The following is a 21,777-nucleotide window of genomic DNA, read 5'->3' on the forward strand; positions in this document are numbered from 1 at the left end:
GGTGCGGCGGCCCGGCCACCGAACTTATGCCCGGCGAGGGGAAATGGCGGGGCAATGACTTCCAGACGCGTAGTCGCGGTGCTCGCGCTCGCCGCGCTCGTGCTCACCAGCGGCTGTATCGGCTTTCTGACGGGCGAGGAGACGCTGACGTTCGAATCCGAACCGGCCACGACGGACGCGACCGTCGCCGAGAACGCCGGCTACGAGACGAACGGGACCGAGACGTTCGCGGTGAATCGCACGCTCTCGTTCGGCGGGCAGGAGCGTAAAATCGCCGCCAGCAACCACATCACGACGTACGAGAAGACGCTGGACCTCGGCTTCTTCGGCGAGGCCAAACTCGGCTCGTTCAGCGTCATCTCGACGCCCGCGGTCGAGGTCGCCGGCCAGCCCCGGAACCCCATCGGCGACTACTCGAACGACGACCTCATCCGCCTCGTCGACAACCGGTATCAGGGCCTCAGCGACGTCCAGCAGGTCAGTTCGCGGAACGTCCAGATGCTCGGCGAGACGACTAACGTCACGAAGTACAGCGCCACCGCGCGGTTCGGCGGGCAGGAAGTCGACGTGTACGTCCACGTGACGAAAGTCCAGCACAACGAGGACTTCGTCATCGCAATCGGGCTGTACCCCCAACAGCTCGACGGCGAGGAGGAGAACGTCCTCGAACTGATTCGGTCGGTCGAACACCCGTCTGAAGCGTAAGCCGCCTCGGGCGAGCCTTTTTCTCGTCGCCGCGGGTCGATGGTTTCATGACTCGCGTACGGACCGCAGGTATCGCGGTGACGGCGCTCGGCGTCGTCGGCTACGGCGTCGGGTCGCTCGTTGCCTACCCGGGCCGGGCGTTCTCGGTGACGGCCGTCATGGTCGGCATCACGCTCTGGGCCATCGGGGGTGACGTGCGGTGATTTCGGCGCTCGTCTACGGCGACGACGGCGTGTCGGCCTACGAGGAGACCGCGTTGGACGCCGCGCGCGACGCCGACGGGACCACGTGGGTTCGCACGACCGCCGCGGAGGAGTTCGAGCGCGTCGCCGAGGCGTTCGGCGTCCACCCGCTTTCGGTCGAGGACGTTCGGAACGACGCCCGCCCGAAGGCCGAGGAGTACGACGAGTACACGTTCGTCGTCGTCCGGGTGGCGACGCTCCGCGCCGGCGAACAGGTGTTCGAAGAGGAGGTCCAGACCAGACCCGTGGGGCTCTGCTTCGGCGACGACTGGCTCGTGACGCTGACGCGCCGGGAACTGGAACCGATAAACTACGTATGGAACGCCATCGAGCGGGAGGAGCCCCGGATGCTCCGGTTCGGGCCGGACTTCGTGGCCTACCGCGTCATCGACCGCATCGTCGACGAGTACTTCGGGCTGTTGGACGAGGTCGGCGAGGAGATAGAACTCATCGAGGACATCATCCTCGAGGGTCCCGACCCGGAGGTGCTCGAGGGGCTGAACGCGGTCCGGCGCGACCTGCTGTCGTTCCGGAAAACCGTGTGGCCGACGCGGGAGGCCGTCGGCGTGCTCGCGCGCGGCGACCCCGACTACGTCCGCGAGTCGACGGAGAAGTACTACCGCGACGTGTACGACCACCTCGTCGAGTTGGTCGACCTCACGGAGACGTACCGCGACCTCGCGCGCGGCGCGCGGGACATCTACCTCAACACGCTCTCGCAGTCGACGAACGAGGTGATGAAGACGCTCACCGTCGTCGCCACCATCATCCTCCCGCTCACGCTCGTCGTCGGCATCTACGGTATGAACTTCGACCCCGGCGCGTCGGCGTTCAACATGCCCGAACTCGGCTGGGCCTACGGCTACCCGGCGACGATGCTCGGCATGGCGCTCGTCTCCGCCGTCCTGCTCGTCTACTTCCGACGGGAGAGCTGGCTCTAAGCGACGAAAGAGATATACTACCCGATTGCTCACGTCTGGCGCTCGGTTCGCGTCGGCGAGATGGCGACAAATCCCCCCACATCGTGCGATTGACCCGCATAACCTCGGCGAAAGGTTTATATGCTTTTCGGACTTACTGATGGTAAGGCCAGTCCAAGCCGGATTATTCTTTCGTCTTCTGTGGTCTTCCCGGCCGAGACGTATCCGCGCCTTCCACCCCACCATGAGCGACACCACAACCACCCGAACCTACAGTACCGACGCAAAGGCCAGGGACGTCCGTCCCCGCGAGTCGGAGCGAGACGAAAAACAGCAGGACGAAGCGCAGGTCTGCCCCGAGTGTAGCGGCCACCTCGTCACCGACGAGGAACACGGCGAGACGATTTGCGAGGAGTGCGGCCTCGTCGTCGAGGAAACCGTGGTCGACCGCGGCCCCGAGTGGCGCGCGTTCGACTCCGCCGAGCGCGACAGCAAGTCCCGCGTCGGCGCGCCGACGACGAAGATGATGCACGACAAGGGGCTGTCGACCAACATCGGCTGGCAGAACAAGGACGCCTACGGCAAGTCCCTCTCGCCCCGCCAGCGCGAGCAGATGCAGCGACTCCGCACGTGGAACGAGCGGTTCCGCACCCGTGACTCCAAGGAGCGCAACCTCAAGCAGGCGCTCGGCGAAATCGACCGCATGGCCTCGGCCCTCGGTCTCCCGGAGAACGTCCGCGAGACCGCCTCGGTCATCTACCGCCGCGCGCTCAACGACGACCTGCTCCCCGGCCGCTCCATCGAGGGCGTCGCCACCGCGGCGCTGTACGCGTCGGCCCGGATGGCGGGCACTCCCCGCTCGCTCGACGAACTGGAGAAGGTCTCGCGCGTCGATAAGATGGAACTCACCCGGACGTACCGCTACGTCGTCCGCGAGCTGAAGCTCGAAATCAAGCCCGCAGACCCCGAGCAGTACGTCCCGCGGTTCGCCAGCGAACTCGGCCTCTCCGACGAGGCCGAGCGGCAGGCCCGCCAGCTCCTCCGCGACGCGAAGGAGACGGGTATCCACTCCGGCAAGTCGCCGGTCGGTCTCGCCGCCGCCGCCGTCTACGCCGCCGCCCTCCTCACCAACGAGAAGGTGACCCAAAGCGAGGTCTCGACGGTCGCAGACATCTCCGAAGTCACCATCCGCAACCGCTACAAGGAGCTGCTCGAAGTCCAAGACGGTACCCTGTTCGCGTAACCGCTCGGTGGGCTCGGTGGCCCGCACTTTTCTCGGTCGTGCTAAACCGTAACAACATTTATCCGCACCCCCGAAGCATATACGGGGTATGGTTGAAGCGTTCGTCCGACTCTTGTGCCCCGAATGTGGAAAGGACTGGGAGACGAATCCGACCGATCTCCCCGCTCACCGCGACAACTACTCGTGTCAGGGATGCGGCGCGACGCGGCGCACGGCCGAGTTCATGCGGACGGAGCGCGACCTCCAGACGCTCAAACAGTTCGAGTAGCGAGGAGCGAGAGAGGGTCGTCTCACGACCGGGGCGGTCCCGGCTGGCGTCCGTTTTTTAGATGTCGGGAATCGACGAGAGCGCGCCGCACGCGTCGCACTTCAGCACGTCGGCACCTTGTTGCGTGACGAACTTCGTGTCCGGCGACCCGCACTCGCTGCACAGGACGAACGACTCGACGTACTCGTCGAGCGCGTCGGCGATGCGGCGCTGGCGGAACTCACCGGTGAACCGCGCGCGACCTCTGTCGTCGATTTGGGCGCTCGTTCCCAACTCCGTCTGGAAGAACTTCAGGACGTGCATCGCCTCGCGCGCGAGGCGGTCGTGGGTCGCCGCGAAGTTCTCGTAGACCGTGACGTTCCCCTCCTGGCGGACCGTCGGCTCCGGAACGCTGAAGCGGTCGCCGCCTTCCGCGACGTCCGGCGACTCCGAGAGCGCGCGGTCCAGTTGGTCGTCGTAGTCCATGCGCGACAGTACGCGTACGCCGGGGTAAAATTCTCACGACCCCCGGCGCGCGCGACCGGCGCTCGGCGCGCGCCCTACATAGCTATATAAACCACTCGTGAGATTCCGCCGACGCTCGCTATCGAGGGGGCGAAACAACAAACGAATTGAAAACGTTCGAACACGAAATTTCCGCTGAGACCCCCATAATCGGCGGTTTAAGGGAGTCGGATGCTAACGTGACTCAAGATAATACTATATCCCTCCGGTCTCAAGCCGTGGTTGCTCATGAAGAAGCAGGAACTCATCCACCTGCACGGTCTGCTCGCAGAAGTCCACACCCAGATTGAGGCCTGGGAGGACGAGGAAATCAGTCTCGTCGAGTACAACGAACTCGGCGTACGACCGACATCCATCCACAAGTCCAAGACGGACCACAAAGCAGCCGTGTTTAAACTGGCGAAGGGAATCACCGGAGCGATGCACGAGGCCGAACCAGAGCCGCTCGCACCGCAAGCCGACTGAACCGAGAAAAGAAACGCGTTCTCCTCTACGACCCTACATCCGAGAGCGACCGCGCCGCTCTCTCGCGCGACGACGCTCCCGAGCGACCGCCGTGCCGAACCGATGGATGAGTTCCGCTCGCGGGCAGAAATAACGTTTTGACGGAGGTGAGGCGTCGTCACGGGCTTTCGATGGCGCTGGGACGTCCCCTCCGCGACGACGATAAGCCGTGCTTCAGCGGTCGTCGACGAGGTCGTCGAAGTCGACGAGCGCGTCGTCGTCGTCCGAAGCGCCGGTCTCGGCGCGGGTGTCCCCCTCGCCGTCCGTCTCGACCGAATCGTCGTCGACTCGTTCGACCGACAGCACCTTCAGCGGGATATTTTCGAGGCGTTGGCCGATCTCCTTGCGGGCGATGCGCGAGGCGTGTTCCTCCTGTTCGACGTTGAAGACGGTCATCTCCAGTTCGAGGGCGACGAGCGCCTCGTCCGCGGCGATGAACGCGGGAGGGAGTTCCTCGCCGCCGGGCGAGCTCCGAGAGCCCATGTTAATCTCGACGTACTTCAGGTCGGGATTGAGCATCTCGCCGGTCTTCGAGATGGCGATTCGGACCGCCTCGTCGACGGTTTCCACGTCGTACACCGGGACCGCGGCCTCGACGACGACTCTGCAGTCCATGGTTACGATGAGGTTGTGTGCCGAAGGGTATCAACCTTCTTGCCACTCTGTCTCCCGCCCGCTCACTCCCCGCCAGAGCGGAGGTAGTGGAAGACGTACGTCTGGGTGTAGCCGGCGTAGCGACCGCCGAGGCGCTCGCGAATGGCCCGCGAGGTGTCGGCGTAGTTCCCCCGGTCGCAGTCGGGGTAGTGCTCCTCGATGGCCGACCGAATCCACGTGTCGAGCGGGACGGCTTCGAGGTAGTCGAGCGAAAACAGCAGGACGCAGTCCGCGACCTTGTCGCCGACGCCGACGAACGTCGTCAGGAAGTCGCGGGCGTCCTCGTAGTCGCGGCCGCGGGCCTCGGCGGGCGTCGCCTCGCCCGTGGCGACCATCTCGGCCGTCCGCCGGACGTAGGGCGCGCGATAGCCGAGGCTGAGGTCGCGGAGTTCGTCTTCGGTGGCCTCGGCCAGACGCTCGGGCGTCGGGTACGCGAAGTACGTCTCGCCGTCGAACTCGACCCGCTCGCCGTAGGACTCTCTGAGCCGCGACTGCATCCCGAAGATGCGCGAGACGCGCATCTGCGCCGAGCAGATGAACGAGACGAGACAGCCGAACGGCGGGTCTCGGACGAGTCGCATGCCCGGGTACGCCTCGTAGGCCCGCCGGACGAGCGGTTCGTCGGGCATCTCCGAGACGATGGCGTCGAGGTCGTCGTCGAGGCGAAGCAGGTGGGTGAGAAGCGGGACGGCGTCGAGGTTCGACTCCCACTCCAGCGCGCCGTCGGTCTGGCGGACCCTGACGACGGCGGACTCGTCGGAGACGCCGTCGAGCGGCGGGACGACCGTCTGGTACCACGCGTCGCCGCCGTGGGCCGCGTCGCGCTCGTACATCCGGCCGTCGGGGCGGTCCCAGAGGTACGACTGGCCGCTCTCCAGCGTCGATTGGAGGTCGAACGCTCCGTCGAGGCTCGCGAGGTCGATGACACCCGTCTCCATCGCTTCGACGTTGGGCGCGGGGGATTTGCGGGTTTCGATGCCGGCGGACGAGACGGGACGACGGGTCGAGACGGCGACAAATCGAGACGGGGCGGCGGCGAGGCGGGTCACGGCGACCCACGTCGCGCTCAGCGGTTGCGGCTCACCGGGAAGCTGACGCGGTCCGGGTGGTCGCCCAGTCGGTCGAGAATGCGCTCGTAGAGCCGGTTTTTGACGCGCTGGGCGCGAGTCGGCGGGACGAGCACGCGGAGTCGGAAGACGACCCACGACTCCTCCTGTGCGACGTTGACGGTCGGGCCGCCGGCCACGTCGAGGTCCAGCGGCGACTCGGCGAGCCTCGCCCGGTAGCGTTTCATCGCGGCGTCCATGTCGTCGCCGAGTTCCTCGTCGGCCACGTCCAAGAGGAGTTGGCGGACGAACGGGAGGTCCGTCTCGTAGGACACCTGCACGGGTACCTCGGTCCAGACGCGGTCGAACAGCGCGCCGTAGTTGACGACCTCGGACGAGAGGACGAGCGAGTTCGGGACGGTGACGGTCCGACCGGACGGCTGGTTCGACGCGAGGGTGCCGCCGGTCTCCCAGAGCGTCGTGACGAGGAAGTCAACCTCGGCCACGTCGCCGGAGACCGAGCCGATGTTGACGCGGTCGCCGACCGCGTACGGTCGCTTCGCGAGGATGTAGAACCAGCCGATGAAGGAGAGAATCGGCTGTTGGAGCGCGAAGGTGACGGCGAAGCCGATGACGCCGAACGAGACCAACAGGCCGAGCCACTGCTCCGTGAACGCCCCGAGGACGCCGACGAGCGCGACCCCGCCGAGCGTGAGTCGGAGGACGTTCCGAACGTCGTGGGCCCGGCGGCGGTCGGCGATGCGCCCGACGAAGAACGCGGCGAGAAACCGGTAGACGCCGTAGGCGACGAGCGCGACCGCGGCGGCGGACAGCCCCTTCGAGAGGAGCAAGTCGGCGTTGGGCACGTCGAAGTCCGAAAGGGGGGTCGTCGCGCGGACGAGCGCCGAGAGAACCGCGGCGATGAGCCCGGCGGCGAACGCGCCGAGGCCGAGGCGGCGAGACATACCGTTGCCGTCGGGTGGGCGACTGAAAAAGGTGTAGTCGAACCGAGGCGAGGGGCGGCGGCCTCAGTTGCGGATGTGGAGGTCCGTGAGGTTCGCGAGGCGGTCGGCGACGCCGTCGTCGAGGCCCTTGCGGGTGACGCGCCACTCCCAGTTGCCGGTCTGCGTGCCGGGGGTGTTGAAGCGGGTCTCGGAGCCGAGACCGAGGAGGTCCTGCGTCGTCGTGAACGCGAGGACGGACGCGGAGTTCCAGACGGCGTCGATGATGGACCAGTGAATCTCCGAGCCGTCCGCGCCGATGTTGTAGTGGAGGCAGTCGCGGGTGCGATCGTCGAGGTCGCGGTAGTAGCCGACGAACGTGTCGGTGTCGTGGGTCGAGGTGTAGGCGACCGAGTTCTCCGGGTAGTGCATCGGCTGGTACATGTCGCCCTCGCTGCACCAGTCGGCGTACTGCGGGACGCGCATGCCGGGGAAGGCGAACCGGTCGCGGAGGTCGACCAGCGAGGCGTCGAGGAAGCCGAGGTCCTCGACGATGAAGGGGAGGTCGCCCAGTTCGCGCTCGACCGTCTCGAAGAAGTCGTGGCCGGGGGCGTCGCGCCACTCGCCGTCGCCGGGGTCGTCGGAGTCGGCGTCGATGGCCCAGAACTCGTCGAACCCCTTGAAGTGGTCGATGCGGGTCACGTCCACGAGGTCGAACAGGCGGCGGAGGCGGTCGAGCCACCAGCCGTAGCCGTTCTCGCGGAGCGTCTCCCAGTCGTACAGCGGGTTGCCCCAGCGCTGGCCGGAGTCGTTCGGGTTCGGCGGGACGCCGGCGACCACGGCCGGTTCGTTCGATTCGGTGAGGTCGAATGCCTCCGGGGCGGCCCACACGTCGGCGCTGTCGAGGGCGACGTAGATGGGGAGGTCGCCGACGAGGGTGACGCCCTTCTCGTCGGCGTAGTCGGCGAGGGCGCGCCACTGCTCGTCGAAGCAGAACTGGACGAACTCGCGGTAGCGAATCTCGTCGGCGTACTCCTCGCGGGCGTCGGCGAGCGCGTCGGGGTCGCGGGTCTTCAACTCGGTCGGCCAGTCTATCCACGCTCGTTGGAACTCGTCTTTCAGGGCGGCGAACAGCGCGTAATCTTCGAGCCAGCCGGCCTCGCGCTCGCGGAAGGCGTCGAGGGCGGCGCGGTCGTCCTCGGCGGCCTCGGCCTCGAAGCGGTCGAAGGCGGTGCGGAGCCGCGAGCGCTTGTACTCGCCGACGCGTTCGTAATCGACGGCGTGAGGGTCGAAGTCGGGAACGGGTTCGAGGTCGTCGTCGGTGAGCCATCCGCGCTCTACGAGGTCCGTGAGGTCGATGAGAAGCGGATTGCCGGCGAACGAGGAGGACGATTGATACGGCGAGTTCGCCATGGCCGGCTCGGTCGGCCCGAGGGGGCAGAACTGCCACATCGACTGTTCGGCGTCGGAGAGGAAGTCAACGAAGGCGCGCGCGCCGTCGCCGAGGTCGCCGATGCCGTGAGGCCCCGGGACCGAGGTGACGTGCATGAACACCCCGCTCTGTCGAGAAAGTCGCATACCCACAGGGTCCGCGTGCGACCCAATTGGTACTTTGGGTCGAAACGGCGGGACCGAAGGCGAGGCGGCGAGCGCGTCGACGGGGCCACGTCGGACCGTCGACCCCACCCTCTGTCGTGCTAGCAACCCGCACGAAATCGGTCGCGAGCGGGCGTCGCTCGCGCTCGTCTCAACAACACTTATTCTCCCCCGTCCGTTCCGTGCGCGTATGAGTGATATCGCTGTCATCCTCCCCGACGGAACGGAACTCTCCGTCGAGGAGGGTGCGACGGTGCGAGACGCCGCGTTCGCAATCGGCCCCGGCCTCGGCAAGGACACCGTCGCCGGCGTCGTCGATGGCGAACTCGTGGACAAGGAGACGCCGCTCCACGACGGCGCGGACCTCGTCATCGTCACCGACCAGTCCGACGAGTATCTCGACGTGCTCCGCCACTCGGCGGCCCACGTCTTCGCGCAGGCCCTCCAGCGGCTCCACCCCGAGGCCAAACTGACCATCGGCCCGTGGACGGACGACGGCTTCTACTACGACGTGACGAGCGTCGACCTCGAACAGGAGGAACTCGAAGCCATCGAAGACGAGATGCGCGACATCATCGAGGAGGACCTCGACATCGAGCGCGCCCTCGTCGACCGCGAGGAGGCCCTCGAAAAGTACGCCGACAACCCCTACAAGCGCGACATCCTCGAAACGGAGGCCGCCGGCGACGACGAACTGTCGTTCTACCAGCAGGGCGAGTTCGAGGACCTCTGTAAGGGCCCGCACGTCGAATCGACGGGCGAAATCGGCGCGGTCAAGCTCCTGAACATCTCCGCGGCCTACTGGCGCGGCGACGAGGAAAACGACACGCTGACGCGGGTCTACGGCACGGCGTTCGAGTCCGAGTCCGACCTCGAAGCGTTCCTCGACATGCGCGAGGAGGCCAAGGAGCGCGACCACCGGAAGCTCGGACAGGAACTCAACCTGTTCGCCATCGACGAGACGACGGGGCCGGGCCTGCCGCTGTACCAGCCGAACGGCAAGCGCATCCTCGACGAACTCGCGGACTACGCGAAACAGCTCAACCTCGACGCGGGCTACGACCCCGTCGAGACGCCCCACCTGTTCCGGACGGAGCTGTGGAAGAAGTCGGGCCACTACGAGAACTACGTCGACGACATGTTCCTCCTCGACGTGAACGACGAGGAGTACGGCCTGAAGCCGATGAACTGCCCCGGCCACGCGACCATCTTCGACCAGCAGTCGTGGTCCTACCGCGACCTGCCGGTGCGCTACTTCGAAGACGGGAAGGTCTACCGCAAAGAACAGCGCGGCGAGCTATCGGGGCTCTCTCGCGTCTGGTCGTTCACCATCGACGACGGCCACCTGTTCGTCCGCCCCGACCAGATAGAAGACGAGATCAACCTCATCATCGACAACATCCTGTCGGTGTTCGACACGTTCGGACTGGACGCCGAGGTCGCGCTCGCCACGCGCCCCGAGAAGTCCGTCGGAAGCGACGAAATCTGGGAGCAGGCCGAGACGCAACTCCGCGCCGTCTTAGACGACAGCGGCATCGACTACGGCATCGAGGCCGGCGACGGCGCGTTCTACGGCCCGAAAATCGACTTCGCGTTCAAGGACGCCCTCGGTCGCAAGTGGGACGGCCCGACGGTCCAACTCGACTTCAACATGCCCGACCGCTTCGACCTCACCTACACGGGCGAGGACAACGAGGACCACCAGCCGGTGATGATTCACCGCGCGCTCTACGGCAGCTACGAGCGCTTCTTCATGGTGCTCATCGAGCACTTCAACGGCAAGTTCCCGTTCTGGCTCGCGCCCGAGCAGGTCCGCATCCTGCCCATCTCGGACGACCAGATGGGCTACGCGAAGCAGCTCCAGTACGAACTCGGTGACTTCCGGGTCGACATCGAGGACCGCTCGTGGACGCTCGGCCGGAAGATTCGCGAGGCCCAGACCGACCGCGTCCCGTACATGGTCATCGTCGGCGGCGACGAGGAAGAAGACGGGACCATCTCCGTCCGCGACCGCAAGGAACGCGAGGCCAAGGACGTGAGCGTCGAGGCGTTCCGGGACCACCTCCGGAGCGAGTACGACGAAAAGCGCCCCGAACCCGACTTCCTCGCCGACGCGGAGTGAGGAACGCGACCGACTCAGGCAGTAACTGATTCTCTGTTCCGGCGGTTCCGCGCCGCCGCGTCCAACTCTCGCCGGACCGTCGTTCGGAACGACTCGTCTCTGATGAGGTTCGCGAGCACGCCGAAATGTCCGCAGTCCCACTCGCGGCGGTTCGGCCTCGGGACGCCCCACTCGTCGAGGAGCGCGCGAGCCGTGGACGCGGGAGCCATCTCGTCGCGAGCCCCGACGAACGGGAAGACGCGTTCGGGCGCGAGACACGGGTCTTTGGGCGGGTTCAACAGCGGCGCGAACTCGTGGAGCGCCTCGCCGGCCCAGCCTGCCGCGTCGAGGGCGGCGTCGATGTCGAGCAGTTTCGTGAGTCCCCCCGCGAGGAGCGTCTGGTCGATTGCGCCGGGCATCCCCGCGGGGAACAGCAGGTCGGGGCGCATCGACTCGGGCCAGTCGCCGCACCGGCCCCCGACGTGGAGCGCGACGGTTCCGCCGAGGCTGACGCCGCCGACGCCGACGGCCGGCGCGCCCTCGGTCCGCGCCCAGTCGGTGAGGACGGCGGTCTCCAGCGCAGCCGCCGAGTAGAGCGTGAACAGGCCGACGGGCGCGCGGGCGATGTAGGGCTCGCCGCTGTATCGACCGAGTAGCTCGCGCCGGCCGTGCCACGGCGCGTCGGGGAGGACGACCCGGTACCCCTCGGGGGCGAGCGCGCGGGCGACGTACTCCTCTTCGGGCCAGTAGGTGAGTTGGTCGTCGAACATCCCCCAGCCGGAGTGGAAGACGAGCGTGGGCAGGTCGTCGGCGGCGTCGACGGGTTCGTACACCCGCGCAGACGCCCGGTCGCTGAGGTGCGGCGAGGGCGACCGGAAGCGAAGCAGATACTCGACGGTTCCCGGCCCTCGAACCGTCGCAGAACGCTCGACTCGAGGGAACTCCTCGGCCGCGCTGGACTCGGCGAAGCCGTACAGTCGCTCGGGTTCGGCGAGTTCGTGGTGCCAGCGGGTTCGCGCGTCCTCGGGCGAGGGCGTCTCGAACTTCACCGGCGGCACGAGGTGTTCCTTCGGGAGGAAGCCGAAGATGCCGGTCGGCTTGGCCCGCCGTTCCGACACCTCGCGGCGCTCGCGCTCGACGGCGACGCGCTCGTCGGGCGTCGACTCGTCGTCGCCCCAGAAGACGCTGTCCCAGCGCTCCATCGTCTCGTCGTACGCGCCGCGGAGGCGGGCGTACCGCGCGAGGGCGCGTTCGATTCGGTCGTGGAGGTGCGGTGCCGGCGGCGAACCGACCTCGCGGAGGTACGCTTCCGGCCCGTCCGAGAGCGCCACGTCGGCCGCGGCGCGAGCGCGGGCGACGCCGAACTCGCGGGGGAGCGAGCGAGTTTTGAACGCCTCGAACGGTCGCGAGGTCAGCAGTCGGCCGGCGGGCGAGGTCAACAACCGGTGTACCGCCGGGGTTTCGAGATGGTCCATGCCGTGTGATACGAGTGACACGATAATGACCCTAGGCCCGCGTGTCGGAGCGTGAGAACGGGCGGAGTGGTACCGGGACCGGCCTCTCGAACTAATAAATTAAATAGCGCGATATGAAATCCGATTCGCGGGGAAAACAGACGAATCGAAGCGGAACGAGACGACGGCGCTCAGGCCGACTCGAACCGCCACCGCGTCGCGTCGGCGGGAAAGCCGGACCACGCCAGCACGCGCTCGGGTCGAATCCGAAACACCGGCGTCCCGTGGCGAATCCCGTACTTCGCCTCGTAGGCGTCGTCGATGCGGGCGAGCGTGGTCTCGTCGGCGGTCTCCGCGTCCAGTCGCTCGGCGGCGCCTTCGAGGATGACCACGTCGGTTCCGCTTTCGGTGTGAACCGAGAGGCGCGGGTCGTGCGCGAGGTTTCTGACTCATCTAGTCCGCTCGCCGCCGCCGCAGTGGAACGCGCCGTCGACCCAGACGCCCCAGACCGGGCGGGCGTGCGGTCGGCCGTCGGGGCGGGTCGTCGTGGCCCAGAACACCTCGCCGTCGGCGAACGCGGTCTCGACGAGGTGCCACTCCAAGAGCCCCTCTTCCGATTCGGGGATGCCGTAACTCGGTTCGGTCATCGGGCGGTCGCGGGTCGTCGCGGGCGGCGCGTCGTCGGACATGAGAGAAAGAAGGGACGCGAGAGATTAAACGCGGAGCCCTACCACGTCGTGAGCGCGTCGGTCCCGTGGGACCACGTCAGGGCGGCGAGGAAGGCGAGGACGCCGGTGATGGCCGACGCGCCGCCGACGAAGAACACCCACTCCATGCCGACTTCGGCCATGAGGTAGCCGCCGAGGAGGGGCGCGACGACGCTGCCGGGCCGCCAGAGGAGTTCGCGGATGCCGAAGCTACTGGCGACCCCCGCGCCGCCGGAGCCCTCGTCGGCGAACAGCGCCATGCTGGCCGGTTCGCGGAGGCTGTCTGCGACGCCGAGGAGGCCGGCGAGGCCGACGAGCGGGAGGAACGCGGGCGAAAGCGGACCGAGGAAGGGGACGGCGGCAGGGAGCGCGAGCGCCTCGCCGACCGCGGGCGAGAAGGGGACGGCGAGCGCGATGAGGCCGTAGAGGCCGCCGCCGACGAAGACGAACCGCGCCCGGCCGTACGAATCGGAGATGCGCCCGGTGTACGGCTGACAGAGCATGTTGGTGAACTTCTCGGCGACGACCGTGGCGGCGACGGCGATGCCGCCGTATTCGAGGCCGCCGGAGGCCGCGGAGACCCCGGCGTAGATGGGCACCCACGTCCGGACGAGGGTGACCGCGACGGCGTACTGGACGCGGAACGTCGCCATCGTCAGGATGCGCTCGTTGAGCGCGAGGTCCGTGAACGGAAAGCCGTGGACGCGGGGTCTCGTCCGGCGGGAGAAACACCCAGATGGCGACGACGGCGATGGTCAGGAGAATCGTGATGACGATGAAGATGGGCGTGAAGCCGAACAGGTCGTAGAGGATACCGGCGCTGATGCTTCCGAGGATGGAGGCCGCAAAGCGGGCGGCGTTCGCCTTCCCGATGTGGTTCGCGCGCGTCCCCTCGCGGGCGAGTTCGCCGACGAGCGCGAGCGACATCAGCCCCGCGCCGGTGACGGCGACCCCCTGTGCGGCCCGCACGAGAATAAACGAGAGACTGGAGTCGACGAGCGGGAACGCGGCGTAGACGACCGCACCGAGGCCGACCGTCCCCGCAAGCACGAGGCGTTTATCGTACCGGTCGCCGGCCCACGACAGCGGCACGACGGCGATAGTCTGGGCGAGCGTGAAGCCGGTGGTGAACATGCCGATGACGAAGCCGCGAGAGAGGGAGAACCCGCCGAGCGCGAGCCCGCCGAGCGCGAGTTCGGGGACGGCGACCGCACCCGGGTCGAGTTCGTTGATGTACTTCGGGAGCAGGGTGACGAGCGTGATGAAGCCGAAACCGCCGGCGAACCGAGTGAGATACAGCGTCCAAAACCTGAGACGGGTGCGGTCCATGGGCTGTGTGCGGCTAACCGGTGAAAAGAAGTTCCGGAACCGGCCGTCGACGAAGATGACCTAAAGCCCCCGGATAACGGTGGTGAGCTTTATCCCTCACGAAAAGAGACATGTTACCATGGAACTGGTGGATGGTGAAACGGTGGCGAGAGGTGTGGAGACGCGCCTCATCCGAGTCGAGCGAGAGATGAACGACCACGGGGCGATGACCGTCCGCGTGGCCGAAACCGGAGAGCTCCGCACCGTGGTGGCGTGTGCGACCTCCGACCTTCGGGCTCGCCTGGCCTCGGCGACGGTGGGGTCGGAGTTCCCGCTTCGACTCGCGCCCTCGCCGGGCCGCGGGAACTCGTGGGTCGTGCTCGGGCGCTGAGTCAGGAATCGAACAGGAGTTTTGCGCCGACCGCGAGGCCGCCGAAGAGCGTCACGAGCACCGCACCGGCGACGACGTCGGCCCCGAACAACACCCCGAAGTCCGGGGTGAGCGCGGCGACGAACCGGTCGGGGTCGAAGCGCTCCCCGACGCCTGTAGCCAGCCCGAAGACGACGGCGACGAGAAGCGTGATGAAGACGAGGACCACTTCGGTCCTGTCGCTCTGGTTCATACTCGGTAGCGTTCGGAGCGGGACATAAAACACCCGAGGGTGGCGACCGAGTCGGTTATCCGACACGAACGACCGAGCCGGAGTCCCGACTGCCGAAGTTGGTCTGAGATGAAGGAATGGGCCGGACGCGATTTGAACACGCGACCGTCTGATTAAGAGTCAGACGCTCTGCCTAACTGAGCTACCGGCCCTTGCAATCTCTCGTAACTGCCGGTAGGTAAAATGACTTTCCTTTCTGTACGACGACGGCAGGGACGCACACGCACGAAACAACGAACAAACGGTGGGTGTTAAGTGGCGGCCGACCGGAGTAGCGGGCAACGATGAGCGCAGGGGTCAGCATTTCCTCGATGTCTACGTACGCGATACTCGGCTGTGGGAGCGTCGGGCACGCGGTCGCCGAGGAACTGACAGACGAGGGAAAAGACGTCCTCATCCTCGACAAGGACGAAAGCCGCGTCGAAGCCTTGCGCGACCAGGACTTGAACGCGCAGACGACGGACATCACCGACCCGGAACTGGCCGGCGCCGTCACCGGTCGCGACGTGATTCTCATCCTCTCGTCGGACGTCGAGGCCAACAAGGCCGCCGTCTCGACCATCCGCGACCGCGGCGAAGACCAGTTCATCGTCGTCCGCGCGTCGGACCCCGTCTCCGAGGACGAACTGACGAAACTCGGTGCCGACGTGGTCATCAATCCCTCCGAGGTCATCGCCGACTCGGCACTTCGGAGCGTCGAGTCCGGCGAACTCGAATACAAAGCCCGCCAACTGGCCGACCTCCTGCGCGACACCGACCACGGGATGGCCATCCTCACCCACGACAACCCCGACCCCGACTCGCTCGCGTCGGCGGTCGCCTTACAGGCCATCGCCCGCGAGTACGACGTCGAAGCCGACATCCTCTATTCGGGCGACATGGGACACCAGGAGAACCGGGCGTTCGTGAACATCCTCGGCATCGAACTCACCCCGCGGGCCGACTCGAAGCCGCTCGAAGAGTACGGCGCGGTCGCGCTCGTCGACCACATGAAGTCGGGGATGCCCGACCTCGGTGACGCCGACATCACGGTGTTCATCGACCACTTCGAGCCCGACGACGGCATCGACGCCCGCTTTACCGACGTGCGGCCGAACGTCTCTTCGACCTCGACGATTCTCACGAAGTACATCCAGGAGTTCGACCTCAGCCCGTCGCAGGCGGTCGCCACGGCGCTCCTCTACGGCATCCGCGCCGAGACGCTCGACTTCAAGCGCGATACGACGCCCGCGGACCTGACCGCCGCGGCGTACCTCTACCCCTTCGCCGACCACGACACGCTGGAGAAGGTCGAGTCGCCGTCGATGTCGCCCGAGACGCTGGACGTGCTCGCCGAGGCCATCCAGAACCGCGACGTGCAGGGCTCGCACCTCGTCTCGAACGCGGGGTTCATCCGCGACCGCGACGCGCTGACGCAGGCGGCCCAGCACCTCCTCAACCTGGAGGGCATCACCACGACCGCCGTCTTCGGCATCGCCGACGACACCATCTATCTCGCGGCGCGGTCGAAGGACATCCGCATGAACATCGGGAAGATTCTGAGCGACGCCTTCACCGGCATCGGCGAGGCCGGCGGCCACTCCACGCAGGGGTCCGTCGAGATTCCACTCGGCATCTTCACGGGCATCGAATCCAACGACGACAACCGCGACACGCTCCTCCAACTCACCGAGGAAGCGGTAAAGCGCAAGCTCTTCCGTGCGATGGGCGTGGAGGGCGGCGAGAGCGGAAACGGAAGCTAGAACGTCAGACGACGAGCGACTCTTCGTCTTCTTCGGGATTCTTCAGGCGCTCGATGACGTCGTTGATGAGGATGACGTCACCGACGGCGCGGACCCACCGATACGGGATGAGAACGCCCTTTCCGGGTTCGATTTGATTGCGGAACAGTTCGTCGTTCAGCGCCGTCAACGCGAGACCGGTGACCGTCTCGTGGTCCAAGTCGAGGCGGACGTCTTCGACTTCGCCGACGAACACACCGTTGTTCGAGTAGACCTCCCGGCCTACGAGCGTCGTAATCTCTTCGGGCGTCCCGTCCATATCCGCCAACATGGGATGCCGGGTCTTAATTGTTCGTAGCCCACGGCTCGGGGCGCAGACACGCGGCAGACGGGCGTCCGACGCCGGCGAGAAATCGCCGGACAAAGACGTGTTGTTCGGTTGAGAAGATGGCGTTCCTCGCGTCGCGGGCGACGGCCGAGGCGGGGACCGAAACGGGGGCGCGTTACCGCCGCGGCGCGACCAGCTGAATCGGGTGTTGCGTCGGCCGGCTGAGGAGCGAATCGAGCTGTTCCAGACAGGAGGTGCCGCTGGCGACGACCGTGCGGTCTCTGTTCTCGTCGGTCTGGAACTGCCCCTGTAGCTCGGAGCCGACGTCGACGCTGAGTTCGTAGTACTCGGACTTGTAACCGAACGAGCCAGCCATGCCGCAACACTCCACGTCGGAGGTGGCGACGTCGTAGCCGAGGTCCGACAGGACCGCTTCGGTGTGGCCTTCGAGGCCGAGGGTGCGCTGTTGGCAGTGGCTGTGGTAGGCGACGCCCTCTCCCTCGCTCGTCGAGAGCGCGTCGGCGTCCGCGCCGTGTTCCAGTAGGCCGAAGACGTACTCCATGACCTCGTAGCTGACCTCCGAGATGCGCTCGAAGGACTTCTCGGGCAGGAACTTCTCGTACTCGGTTCGGAACATCGCGAGGTCAGACGGCTCGATGACGACGATGTCGCGGCCGTCGTCGATGTGCTCCGCGAGGCCGGCGTACACGTCGTGGGCGTGGTCTTCCGCGGTCGAAATCATGCCCTGCGAGAGCGGGGCGCGGCCCGACGAGCGAACGTCGGGGACGATTACGTCGACACCGAGGGCTTCGAGCGTGCGGACCGCGGCCTTCCCGCGTTCGACCTGCACGTGGTTCGTGTACACGTCGGGATAGAGCACGGCGGTCCGGACCGGGTCGTCGACCCGCGAGGTCCGGTTCTCGAACCAGTCTTTCAGCGTCTCGCGCTGGAAGGCGGGGAGTTCGCGGCGGGCGTCGATGCCGAGGAACCGCTCCATGATGTCGCGGGAGACGCCGAGTCCGGCGGCCCAGTTAGAGGCGGGCGCGAAGAAGCTCCCGACCTTCGCGGCCGTCTCGAAGTTGCCGAAGAAGCGTTTCTGGAGGCTGACGCCGCCGGGTTCCTCGTCGGGGGTGAGCCCCTCGACGAGCCAGTCGAGTTCGGAGACCTCGCCGCGGTTGACCCGGTCGCGGACGACCGTGTTTATCCACGGGATATCGATTTCGACCGGGCAGGCGGTGGTACACCGGCTACAGCCGGTACAGAGGTCGTTGAACTCCGCGGCGCTGTCGAGGCCCTCGACGCCGGCCTCCCAGCCGGTGCCGATGCCGCCGGAGTAGGTCTCGCCGCCGAAGGCGTGGCCGCCGACGTGCTGGAAGTTGGCGCAGACGTTGGAACACGCCGAACACCGGATGCAGTAGAGCGTCTCGCGCAGTTGGTCGTCCTCGCGCATGTCGAACCGCCCGTTGTCGATGAGAACGAGGTGGAAATCGCGGTCCGTCTCGGTCTCCGAAAGCGGCGTGTCGGGGGCGTCGAAGTCGACGGTCGGCGACTCGACCGGCGGGGTCAGAAGCGAGATGTAGGAGGTGATGTCCTGTCCCGTTCCCGACTTGCCGATGAGTTCGACGAAGGGACGGAGGTCCTCGACGGTCGGGATAACTTTCTCGACGCCGGCGACCGCGACGTGTGTATCGGGCACGACGGCCGTCTTCCGGGCGTTACCCTCGGAGGTGACGAGCGCCATCGTCCCGGTGTCGGCGGTGATGAAGTTCGCGCCGGTCATCCCCACGTCCGCGCCCTCGATGAGTTCGCCGAGTTGTTCGCGGGCGAACATCGTGAGTTCCTCCGCGGTCTCGAGGGGTTCGTCGGGGTCGAACGTCTCGTTGAACAGGTCGGCGATGGCCTCCCGCGACTTGTGGATGGCGGGCGCGACGATGTGCGACGGGGACTCGTCTGCGACCTGCAAAACCCACTCGCCGAGGTCGGTCTCGACCACGTCGATGTCGGCGGCTTCGAGGTCCTCGTTGACCTCTATCTCCTCGGAGGTCATCGACTTCGACTTGACGACGCGTTCGGCCTCCTTGTCCTCGCAGACCTCGCGGATGTACTGGTTCGCGTCGGCCGCGTCGTCGGCGATGTAGAGCGTGCCGCCGTTGGACTCGACGGTCTCGCGCAGTTGGTCGATGAGTTCGGGGAGGCGCTCGATGGCGTCTTCCTTGATGGCCCGCGCTTCGGACTTCAGCCCCTCGTAGTCGTCGAGCGTCTGGACCGACTGGTAGCGACCCTCGTTGAACCCGCGGGTGCTCGTGCCGACGGCGTCGCCCTCGGTCTCCATCAACTGTCGAATCTTCGCCGCCTTGGCCTCGCGCGCCTTACTCATCGAGAATCACCACGTGGACTTCCTTCGGACCGTGCGCTCCTTTCACCAGCGCGCCCATGTCGGCGGTGGCGCTGGGGCCGGTGGCGATAATGGCCGAGGAGTGTCCCGTGCGGAACTCCTCGCCCAGCCAGTCGAACGCCTCGGGCATGCCGGGGACGATATCCGACCGTCGGAGGACGGCGACGTGGAGGTCGCCGAACAGACTCACCGGCTCGATGCCGTCGGGCGTGCCCTGCACGACGACGCTCCCGTAGTCCGCGATGCCCAGTCCCGCGGCCGTGATACCGGCGTTCGCCTCGCGGAGGTCCGCGGGGGTCGGGTCGGTGTTCACCCAGCCGGGGAGCTCGACGCCGTCGTACGGAAGTTCCACGCCGATAGTCGGGTCCGAACAGAGTCCTTCGAGCACGTCCGCCAGCCTATCGGAAGACGCGTGTGTCCAGCCTACTTCGAGTCGTTCGAGCGAGTCCTCGAACGTCGCAACCGTGCCGGTTGACATACGTTGAGCTAGCGCGTTCTACATAATCGTTCTTCGGGTTCAGACACCTCGCTGTCGGTTAATTATGAAGGATGAGAGTTAGGGGAACCGGCCGGCCGCCTCGTCCGCGTCGGCGACCGTTCCGGCCGCCTCGCGCTTACCGGCGGTGGACTTCGTCACCGCGTACGTTTGCACGACGAAGTAGCCAGCCCAGAGGAGGTAGCCGCCGGTGCCGCTCCCGAGGACCGTCGGAACCGTCCGGAACGTCTCGAGACCGACGGTGGTCAGCCACGTCCCGATGAGGAGGACACTGAAGTAGCCGTAGAAGCCCGTCGCCCACCACATACCGACGACGCGCGCCCAGCCGGGTTGGACGTGTTCGGGGAGCCGAGTCGTGTTCATCACGAGGACGAGCGCGGTGTAGGGCCACATCATCACGCCGGACATCGCGGCCCCGACGACGAGGAAGAAAAACGGCTCTTGACCCTCGAACGGCGAGGAGAAAAGCAGGATGATGACGACGCCCCAGACGCAGAAGGCGGTGAGGAGCCGCCAGAACAGCTTCGGGAGGTCCCAGCCGGCCTCCCGGCCGTAGGACTCGTAGAGGGCGTCGGCGCTGTTGCGGACGAACGACTCGACGATGGCGTACTCGGTGGTGAACAGCGCGACGAAGAGGACGGCGAAGACGAGAACGGAGCCGACCGGGCCGAGCAGCGGGACGACGTCTCCGAGCCACATCTGGATGGCGTTGGCGGTCGACCCCGACGCGTAGCGGATGGCGACGCTCATCAGCGCGGGGGCGACGAGGAGCAAGCCGAGGACGAACGTGAGCAGGTGTTCGAGTTGGACGACGCGCCACCAGCCGCGCCACCGACGGAGATTCGTCAGAGTCGGACGGAACGCGAACCCGTCGCGCTCGATGGGTTCGGGGTCGTCGCCGCGGAGCGGGTTCTTCACGCGCCCCTGATAGTTGCCCATACCGTAGCCCTTCTCCCGCATCCAGAGGCTCTGCGAGAGGTTCAGGTAGCCGCCCGCGCCGGCGAAGGCGAGGCCGCCGAGGAAGACCGCGATGTCGAGCCCCTCGGGGAGCGTCCCGACCGAGCCCGCGGCCGCGGGGAGGTCGGCGAACTCGACCCACGAGCCGGTGACGGCGACGAGCAGCAGAGCCGCGCCGATGGCGACGAACAGGAGGCCGATCTGGAACACCTCGACGGCGTTGTACATGACCGACGACACCTGATACGACAGCCAGATGACGCCCATCAGGACGGCGGCGACGAGCTTCCACGTCGCGAGCGACGCGCCGAAGAGTGCGACCGACCCGTCCAGTCCGAGCGCCGTCGTGGCGACCTGCGCCGCGCCGGCGGCCCAGCCGGGCCAGCCGAGGCTGATGAGGCCGCCGACGAGGAACGCCCACGGCCAGTACGACCCCACGCGTGCGAACGCGCGGAAGATGCTTTCGCCGGTGGCGAGCGTCCAGCGCTGAAGCTCCGTGTTGATGAGGAACTGCGTGAAGACGCCGACGACGAACGCCCAGAAGACCCCCCAACCGTACTGCGCAGTCAACACGGGCCAAAAGAGCGTCTCGCCGCTGCCGAGCGACGCCCCGAGCATGATGGCCGAGGGGCCGACGACGTGTCCGACGCGAGGGACCCGCGGGAGGTCGGCGAGGCGGAACGACCCGCCCTCACCCGATTCGGGGTAGTCCTCCGAGTCGTCTGACTCCTCCAACTCCTCGTAGCGAAGCGGGAGATACCAGGTGCCGCGGTACTGCTTTCCCTCGACCTCGGAGGCGTAGACGTCGTCGCCGCCGGCGACGCTCGGTTCCGTCGAGGAGGCGGACTCCGGGGGTTCCCCGTTTGAATCGTCCGAATCGGCGGGGGCGTCCGACCGCGCGGACGCGTCCGCGTCTGAACCGGGGCGACCGTCGCTCACGAGACGAGACACCCCGGAACGGCACTATCGGACGGCGAATCCCTTGACATCGATGCGTTTGCCGGGATTGTGGCCCGATGGTGTAT

At 66.8% G+C, this 21,777-nt stretch carries 20 protein-coding genes, 1 tRNA gene and 2 pseudogenes; 9 read left to right on the forward strand and 14 right to left on the reverse strand.

Annotation, left to right across the window (positions count from 1 at the left end):
• Positions 1-78: 78 nt before the first annotated feature.
• From BN984_RS14860 to BN984_RS14875, 5 genes are all read left to right on the forward strand, one after another.
• Positions 79-705, forward strand: coding sequence for a DUF6517 family protein (locus BN984_RS14860; protein WP_008093654.1), 627 nt, complete (start codon positions 79-81; stop codon positions 703-705).
• A 47-nt stretch (positions 706-752) separates the two neighbouring features.
• The gene (locus BN984_RS19820) at positions 753-908 is read left to right on the forward strand and encodes a hypothetical protein (protein ID WP_004976613.1); all 156 of its coding nucleotides are present in this window, start codon (positions 753-755) and stop codon (positions 906-908) included.
• Positions 905-1,888 carry a magnesium/cobalt transporter CorA gene (corA, locus tag BN984_RS14865; RefSeq protein ID WP_008093655.1) on the forward strand — a complete coding sequence of 328 codons (984 nt, stop codon included), beginning with the start codon at positions 905-907 and terminating at the stop codon, positions 1,886-1,888. The genes BN984_RS19820 and corA overlap by 4 nt, the downstream gene beginning before the upstream one ends.
• A 223-nt stretch (positions 1,889-2,111) precedes the next feature.
• Entirely contained in the window at positions 2,112-3,110 is a 999-nt protein-coding gene (locus tag BN984_RS14870) for a transcription initiation factor IIB (RefSeq protein ID WP_008093657.1), read from the forward strand.
• A gap of 88 nt (positions 3,111-3,198) precedes the next feature.
• Positions 3,199-3,378, forward strand: a complete 180-nt coding sequence (locus tag BN984_RS14875; RefSeq protein ID WP_004976607.1) for a DUF7836 family putative zinc-binding protein — start codon at positions 3,199-3,201, stop codon at positions 3,376-3,378.
• Between the two features lie 57 nt (positions 3,379-3,435).
• Here the strand turns inward: BN984_RS14875 and BN984_RS14880 are convergent, their stop codons facing one another.
• The gene (locus BN984_RS14880; RefSeq protein ID WP_049968540.1) at positions 3,436-3,843 is read right to left on the reverse strand and encodes a translation initiation factor IF-2 subunit beta; all 408 of its coding nucleotides are present in this window, start codon (positions 3,841-3,843) and stop codon (positions 3,436-3,438) included.
• 267 nt (positions 3,844-4,110) lie between these two features.
• On the opposite strand from BN984_RS14880, the gene BN984_RS14885 reads away from it, so the two are divergent.
• Complete coding sequence (locus BN984_RS14885; RefSeq protein WP_008093660.1) at positions 4,111-4,347, forward strand: UPF0058 family protein; 237 nt, start codon at positions 4,111-4,113, stop codon at positions 4,345-4,347.
• A 213-nt stretch (positions 4,348-4,560) separates the two neighbouring features.
• Here the strand turns inward: BN984_RS14885 and BN984_RS14890 are convergent, their stop codons facing one another.
• The 4 genes from BN984_RS14890 to malQ all read right to left on the reverse strand — a co-directional run bounded on the left by BN984_RS14890 (position 4,561) and on the right by malQ (position 8,605).
• On the reverse strand, positions 4,561-5,001 hold the full coding sequence (locus BN984_RS14890; RefSeq protein ID WP_008093661.1) for a DUF555 domain-containing protein: 441 nt from the start codon (positions 4,999-5,001) through the stop codon (positions 4,561-4,563).
• 62 nt (positions 5,002-5,063) lie between these two features.
• Entirely contained in the window at positions 5,064-5,978 is a 915-nt protein-coding gene (locus tag BN984_RS14895; RefSeq protein ID WP_008093662.1) for a DNA-3-methyladenine glycosylase family protein, read from the reverse strand.
• A gap of 128 nt (positions 5,979-6,106) precedes the next feature.
• Positions 6,107-7,051, reverse strand: a complete 945-nt coding sequence (locus BN984_RS14900; protein ID WP_008093663.1) for a mechanosensitive ion channel family protein — start codon at positions 7,049-7,051, stop codon at positions 6,107-6,109.
• Positions 7,052-7,114: 63 nt separating this feature from the next.
• On the reverse strand, positions 7,115-8,605 hold the full coding sequence (gene malQ, locus BN984_RS14905) for a 4-alpha-glucanotransferase (RefSeq protein WP_049913455.1): 1,491 nt from the start codon (positions 8,603-8,605) through the stop codon (positions 7,115-7,117).
• Positions 8,606-8,813: 208 nt separating this feature from the next.
• Here malQ and thrS point away from each other — a divergent pair, with 208 nt between their 5' ends.
• On the forward strand, positions 8,814-10,745 hold the full coding sequence (gene thrS, locus BN984_RS14910; RefSeq protein ID WP_049968541.1) for a threonine--tRNA ligase: 1,932 nt from the start codon (positions 8,814-8,816) through the stop codon (positions 10,743-10,745).
• A gap of 14 nt (positions 10,746-10,759) precedes the next feature.
• Here the strand turns inward: thrS and BN984_RS14915 are convergent, their stop codons facing one another.
• From BN984_RS14915 to BN984_RS14925, 3 genes and pseudogenes are all read right to left on the reverse strand, one after another.
• Positions 10,760-12,199: an alpha/beta hydrolase family protein gene (locus BN984_RS14915; protein WP_049968542.1), complete on the reverse strand. Its 1,440-nt coding sequence runs from the start codon at positions 12,197-12,199 to the stop codon at positions 10,760-10,762.
• A gap of 170 nt (positions 12,200-12,369) precedes the next feature.
• A pseudogene (locus BN984_RS20140) lies at positions 12,370-12,867 on the reverse strand (pyridoxamine 5'-phosphate oxidase family protein).
• Between the two features lie 38 nt (positions 12,868-12,905).
• Positions 12,906-14,214: pseudogene (locus BN984_RS14925) on the reverse strand (MFS transporter).
• Positions 14,215-14,332: 118 nt separating this feature from the next.
• On the opposite strand from BN984_RS14925, the gene BN984_RS14930 reads away from it, so the two are divergent.
• The gene (locus tag BN984_RS14930; RefSeq protein WP_049913456.1) at positions 14,333-14,584 is read left to right on the forward strand and encodes a hypothetical protein; all 252 of its coding nucleotides are present in this window, start codon (positions 14,333-14,335) and stop codon (positions 14,582-14,584) included.
• Between the two features lies 1 nt (position 14,585).
• On the opposite strand, the gene BN984_RS14935 is transcribed toward BN984_RS14930, so the two are convergent.
• Positions 14,586-14,816, reverse strand: a complete 231-nt coding sequence (locus tag BN984_RS14935; RefSeq protein ID WP_008093673.1) for a hypothetical protein — start codon at positions 14,814-14,816, stop codon at positions 14,586-14,588.
• 117 nt (positions 14,817-14,933) lie between these two features.
• A tRNA-Lys gene (locus BN984_RS14940) sits at positions 14,934-15,007 on the reverse strand.
• Positions 15,008-15,139: 132 nt separating this feature from the next.
• Between BN984_RS14940 and BN984_RS14945 the strand changes: the two genes are divergently transcribed.
• Entirely contained in the window at positions 15,140-16,597 is a 1,458-nt protein-coding gene (locus tag BN984_RS14945; RefSeq protein WP_004976579.1) for a DHH family phosphoesterase, read from the forward strand.
• A gap of 4 nt (positions 16,598-16,601) precedes the next feature.
• Here BN984_RS14945 and BN984_RS14950 read toward each other — a convergent pair whose 3' ends face one another.
• The 4 genes from BN984_RS14950 to BN984_RS14965 all read right to left on the reverse strand — a co-directional run bounded on the left by BN984_RS14950 (position 16,602) and on the right by BN984_RS14965 (position 21,691).
• Positions 16,602-16,895, reverse strand: coding sequence for a PRC-barrel domain-containing protein (locus BN984_RS14950; RefSeq protein ID WP_007274456.1), 294 nt, complete (start codon positions 16,893-16,895; stop codon positions 16,602-16,604).
• Between the two features lie 184 nt (positions 16,896-17,079).
• Positions 17,080-19,281, reverse strand: a complete 2,202-nt coding sequence (locus BN984_RS14955) for an LUD domain-containing protein (RefSeq protein WP_049968543.1) — start codon at positions 19,279-19,281, stop codon at positions 17,080-17,082.
• Entirely contained in the window at positions 19,274-19,777 is a 504-nt protein-coding gene (locus BN984_RS14960; protein ID WP_008093681.1) for a LutC/YkgG family protein, read from the reverse strand. Before BN984_RS14960 ends, BN984_RS14955 begins: the two co-directional genes overlap by 8 nt.
• Before the next feature lie 78 nt (positions 19,778-19,855).
• The gene (locus BN984_RS14965) at positions 19,856-21,691 is read right to left on the reverse strand and encodes an Nramp family divalent metal transporter (RefSeq protein WP_008093683.1); all 1,836 of its coding nucleotides are present in this window, start codon (positions 21,689-21,691) and stop codon (positions 19,856-19,858) included.
• Between the last annotated feature and the right edge of the window lie 86 nt (positions 21,692-21,777).

Origin of the sequence: Haloferax prahovense (assembly GCF_000723845.1) — an archaeon.
GTDB lineage: Archaea > Halobacteriota > Halobacteria > Halobacteriales > Haloferacaceae > Haloferax > Haloferax prahovense.

What these genes read in the sequence shown, in the direction of transcription:
- BN984_RS19820 (WP_004976613.1), top strand. Translation starts at nt 753, where the DNA reads ATGACTCGCGTACGGACCGCAGGTATCGCGGTGACGGCGCTCGGCGTC.
- BN984_RS14870 (WP_008093657.1), top strand. Translation starts at nt 2,112, where the DNA reads ATGAGCGACACCACAACCACCCGAACCTACAGTACCGACGCAAAGGCC.
- BN984_RS14875 (WP_004976607.1), top strand. Translation starts at nt 3,199, where the DNA reads ATGGTTGAAGCGTTCGTCCGACTCTTGTGCCCCGAATGTGGAAAGGAC.
- BN984_RS14880 (WP_049968540.1), bottom strand. Translation starts at nt 3,843, where the DNA reads ATGGACTACGACGACCAACTGGACCGCGCGCTCTCGGAGTCGCCGGAC.
- BN984_RS14885 (WP_008093660.1), top strand. Translation starts at nt 4,111, where the DNA reads ATGAAGAAGCAGGAACTCATCCACCTGCACGGTCTGCTCGCAGAAGTC.
- BN984_RS14890 (WP_008093661.1), bottom strand. Translation starts at nt 5,001, where the DNA reads ATGGACTGCAGAGTCGTCGTCGAGGCCGCGGTCCCGGTGTACGACGTG.
- BN984_RS14895 (WP_008093662.1), bottom strand. Translation starts at nt 5,978, where the DNA reads ATGGAGACGGGTGTCATCGACCTCGCGAGCCTCGACGGAGCGTTCGAC.
- BN984_RS14900 (WP_008093663.1), bottom strand. Translation starts at nt 7,051, where the DNA reads ATGTCTCGCCGCCTCGGCCTCGGCGCGTTCGCCGCCGGGCTCATCGCC.
- malQ (WP_049913455.1), bottom strand. Translation starts at nt 8,605, where the DNA reads ATGCGACTTTCTCGACAGAGCGGGGTGTTCATGCACGTCACCTCGGTC.
- thrS (WP_049968541.1), top strand. Translation starts at nt 8,814, where the DNA reads ATGAGTGATATCGCTGTCATCCTCCCCGACGGAACGGAACTCTCCGTC.
- BN984_RS14915 (WP_049968542.1), bottom strand. Translation starts at nt 12,199, where the DNA reads ATGGACCATCTCGAAACCCCGGCGGTACACCGGTTGTTGACCTCGCCC.
- BN984_RS14930 (WP_049913456.1), top strand. Translation starts at nt 14,333, where the DNA reads ATGGAACTGGTGGATGGTGAAACGGTGGCGAGAGGTGTGGAGACGCGC.
- BN984_RS14935 (WP_008093673.1), bottom strand. Translation starts at nt 14,816, where the DNA reads ATGAACCAGAGCGACAGGACCGAAGTGGTCCTCGTCTTCATCACGCTT.
- BN984_RS14945 (WP_004976579.1), top strand. Translation starts at nt 15,140, where the DNA reads ATGAGCGCAGGGGTCAGCATTTCCTCGATGTCTACGTACGCGATACTC.
- BN984_RS14950 (WP_007274456.1), bottom strand. Translation starts at nt 16,895, where the DNA reads ATGGACGGGACGCCCGAAGAGATTACGACGCTCGTAGGCCGGGAGGTC.
- BN984_RS14955 (WP_049968543.1), bottom strand. Translation starts at nt 19,281, where the DNA reads ATGAGTAAGGCGCGCGAGGCCAAGGCGGCGAAGATTCGACAGTTGATG.
- BN984_RS14960 (WP_008093681.1), bottom strand. Translation starts at nt 19,777, where the DNA reads ATGTCAACCGGCACGGTTGCGACGTTCGAGGACTCGCTCGAACGACTC.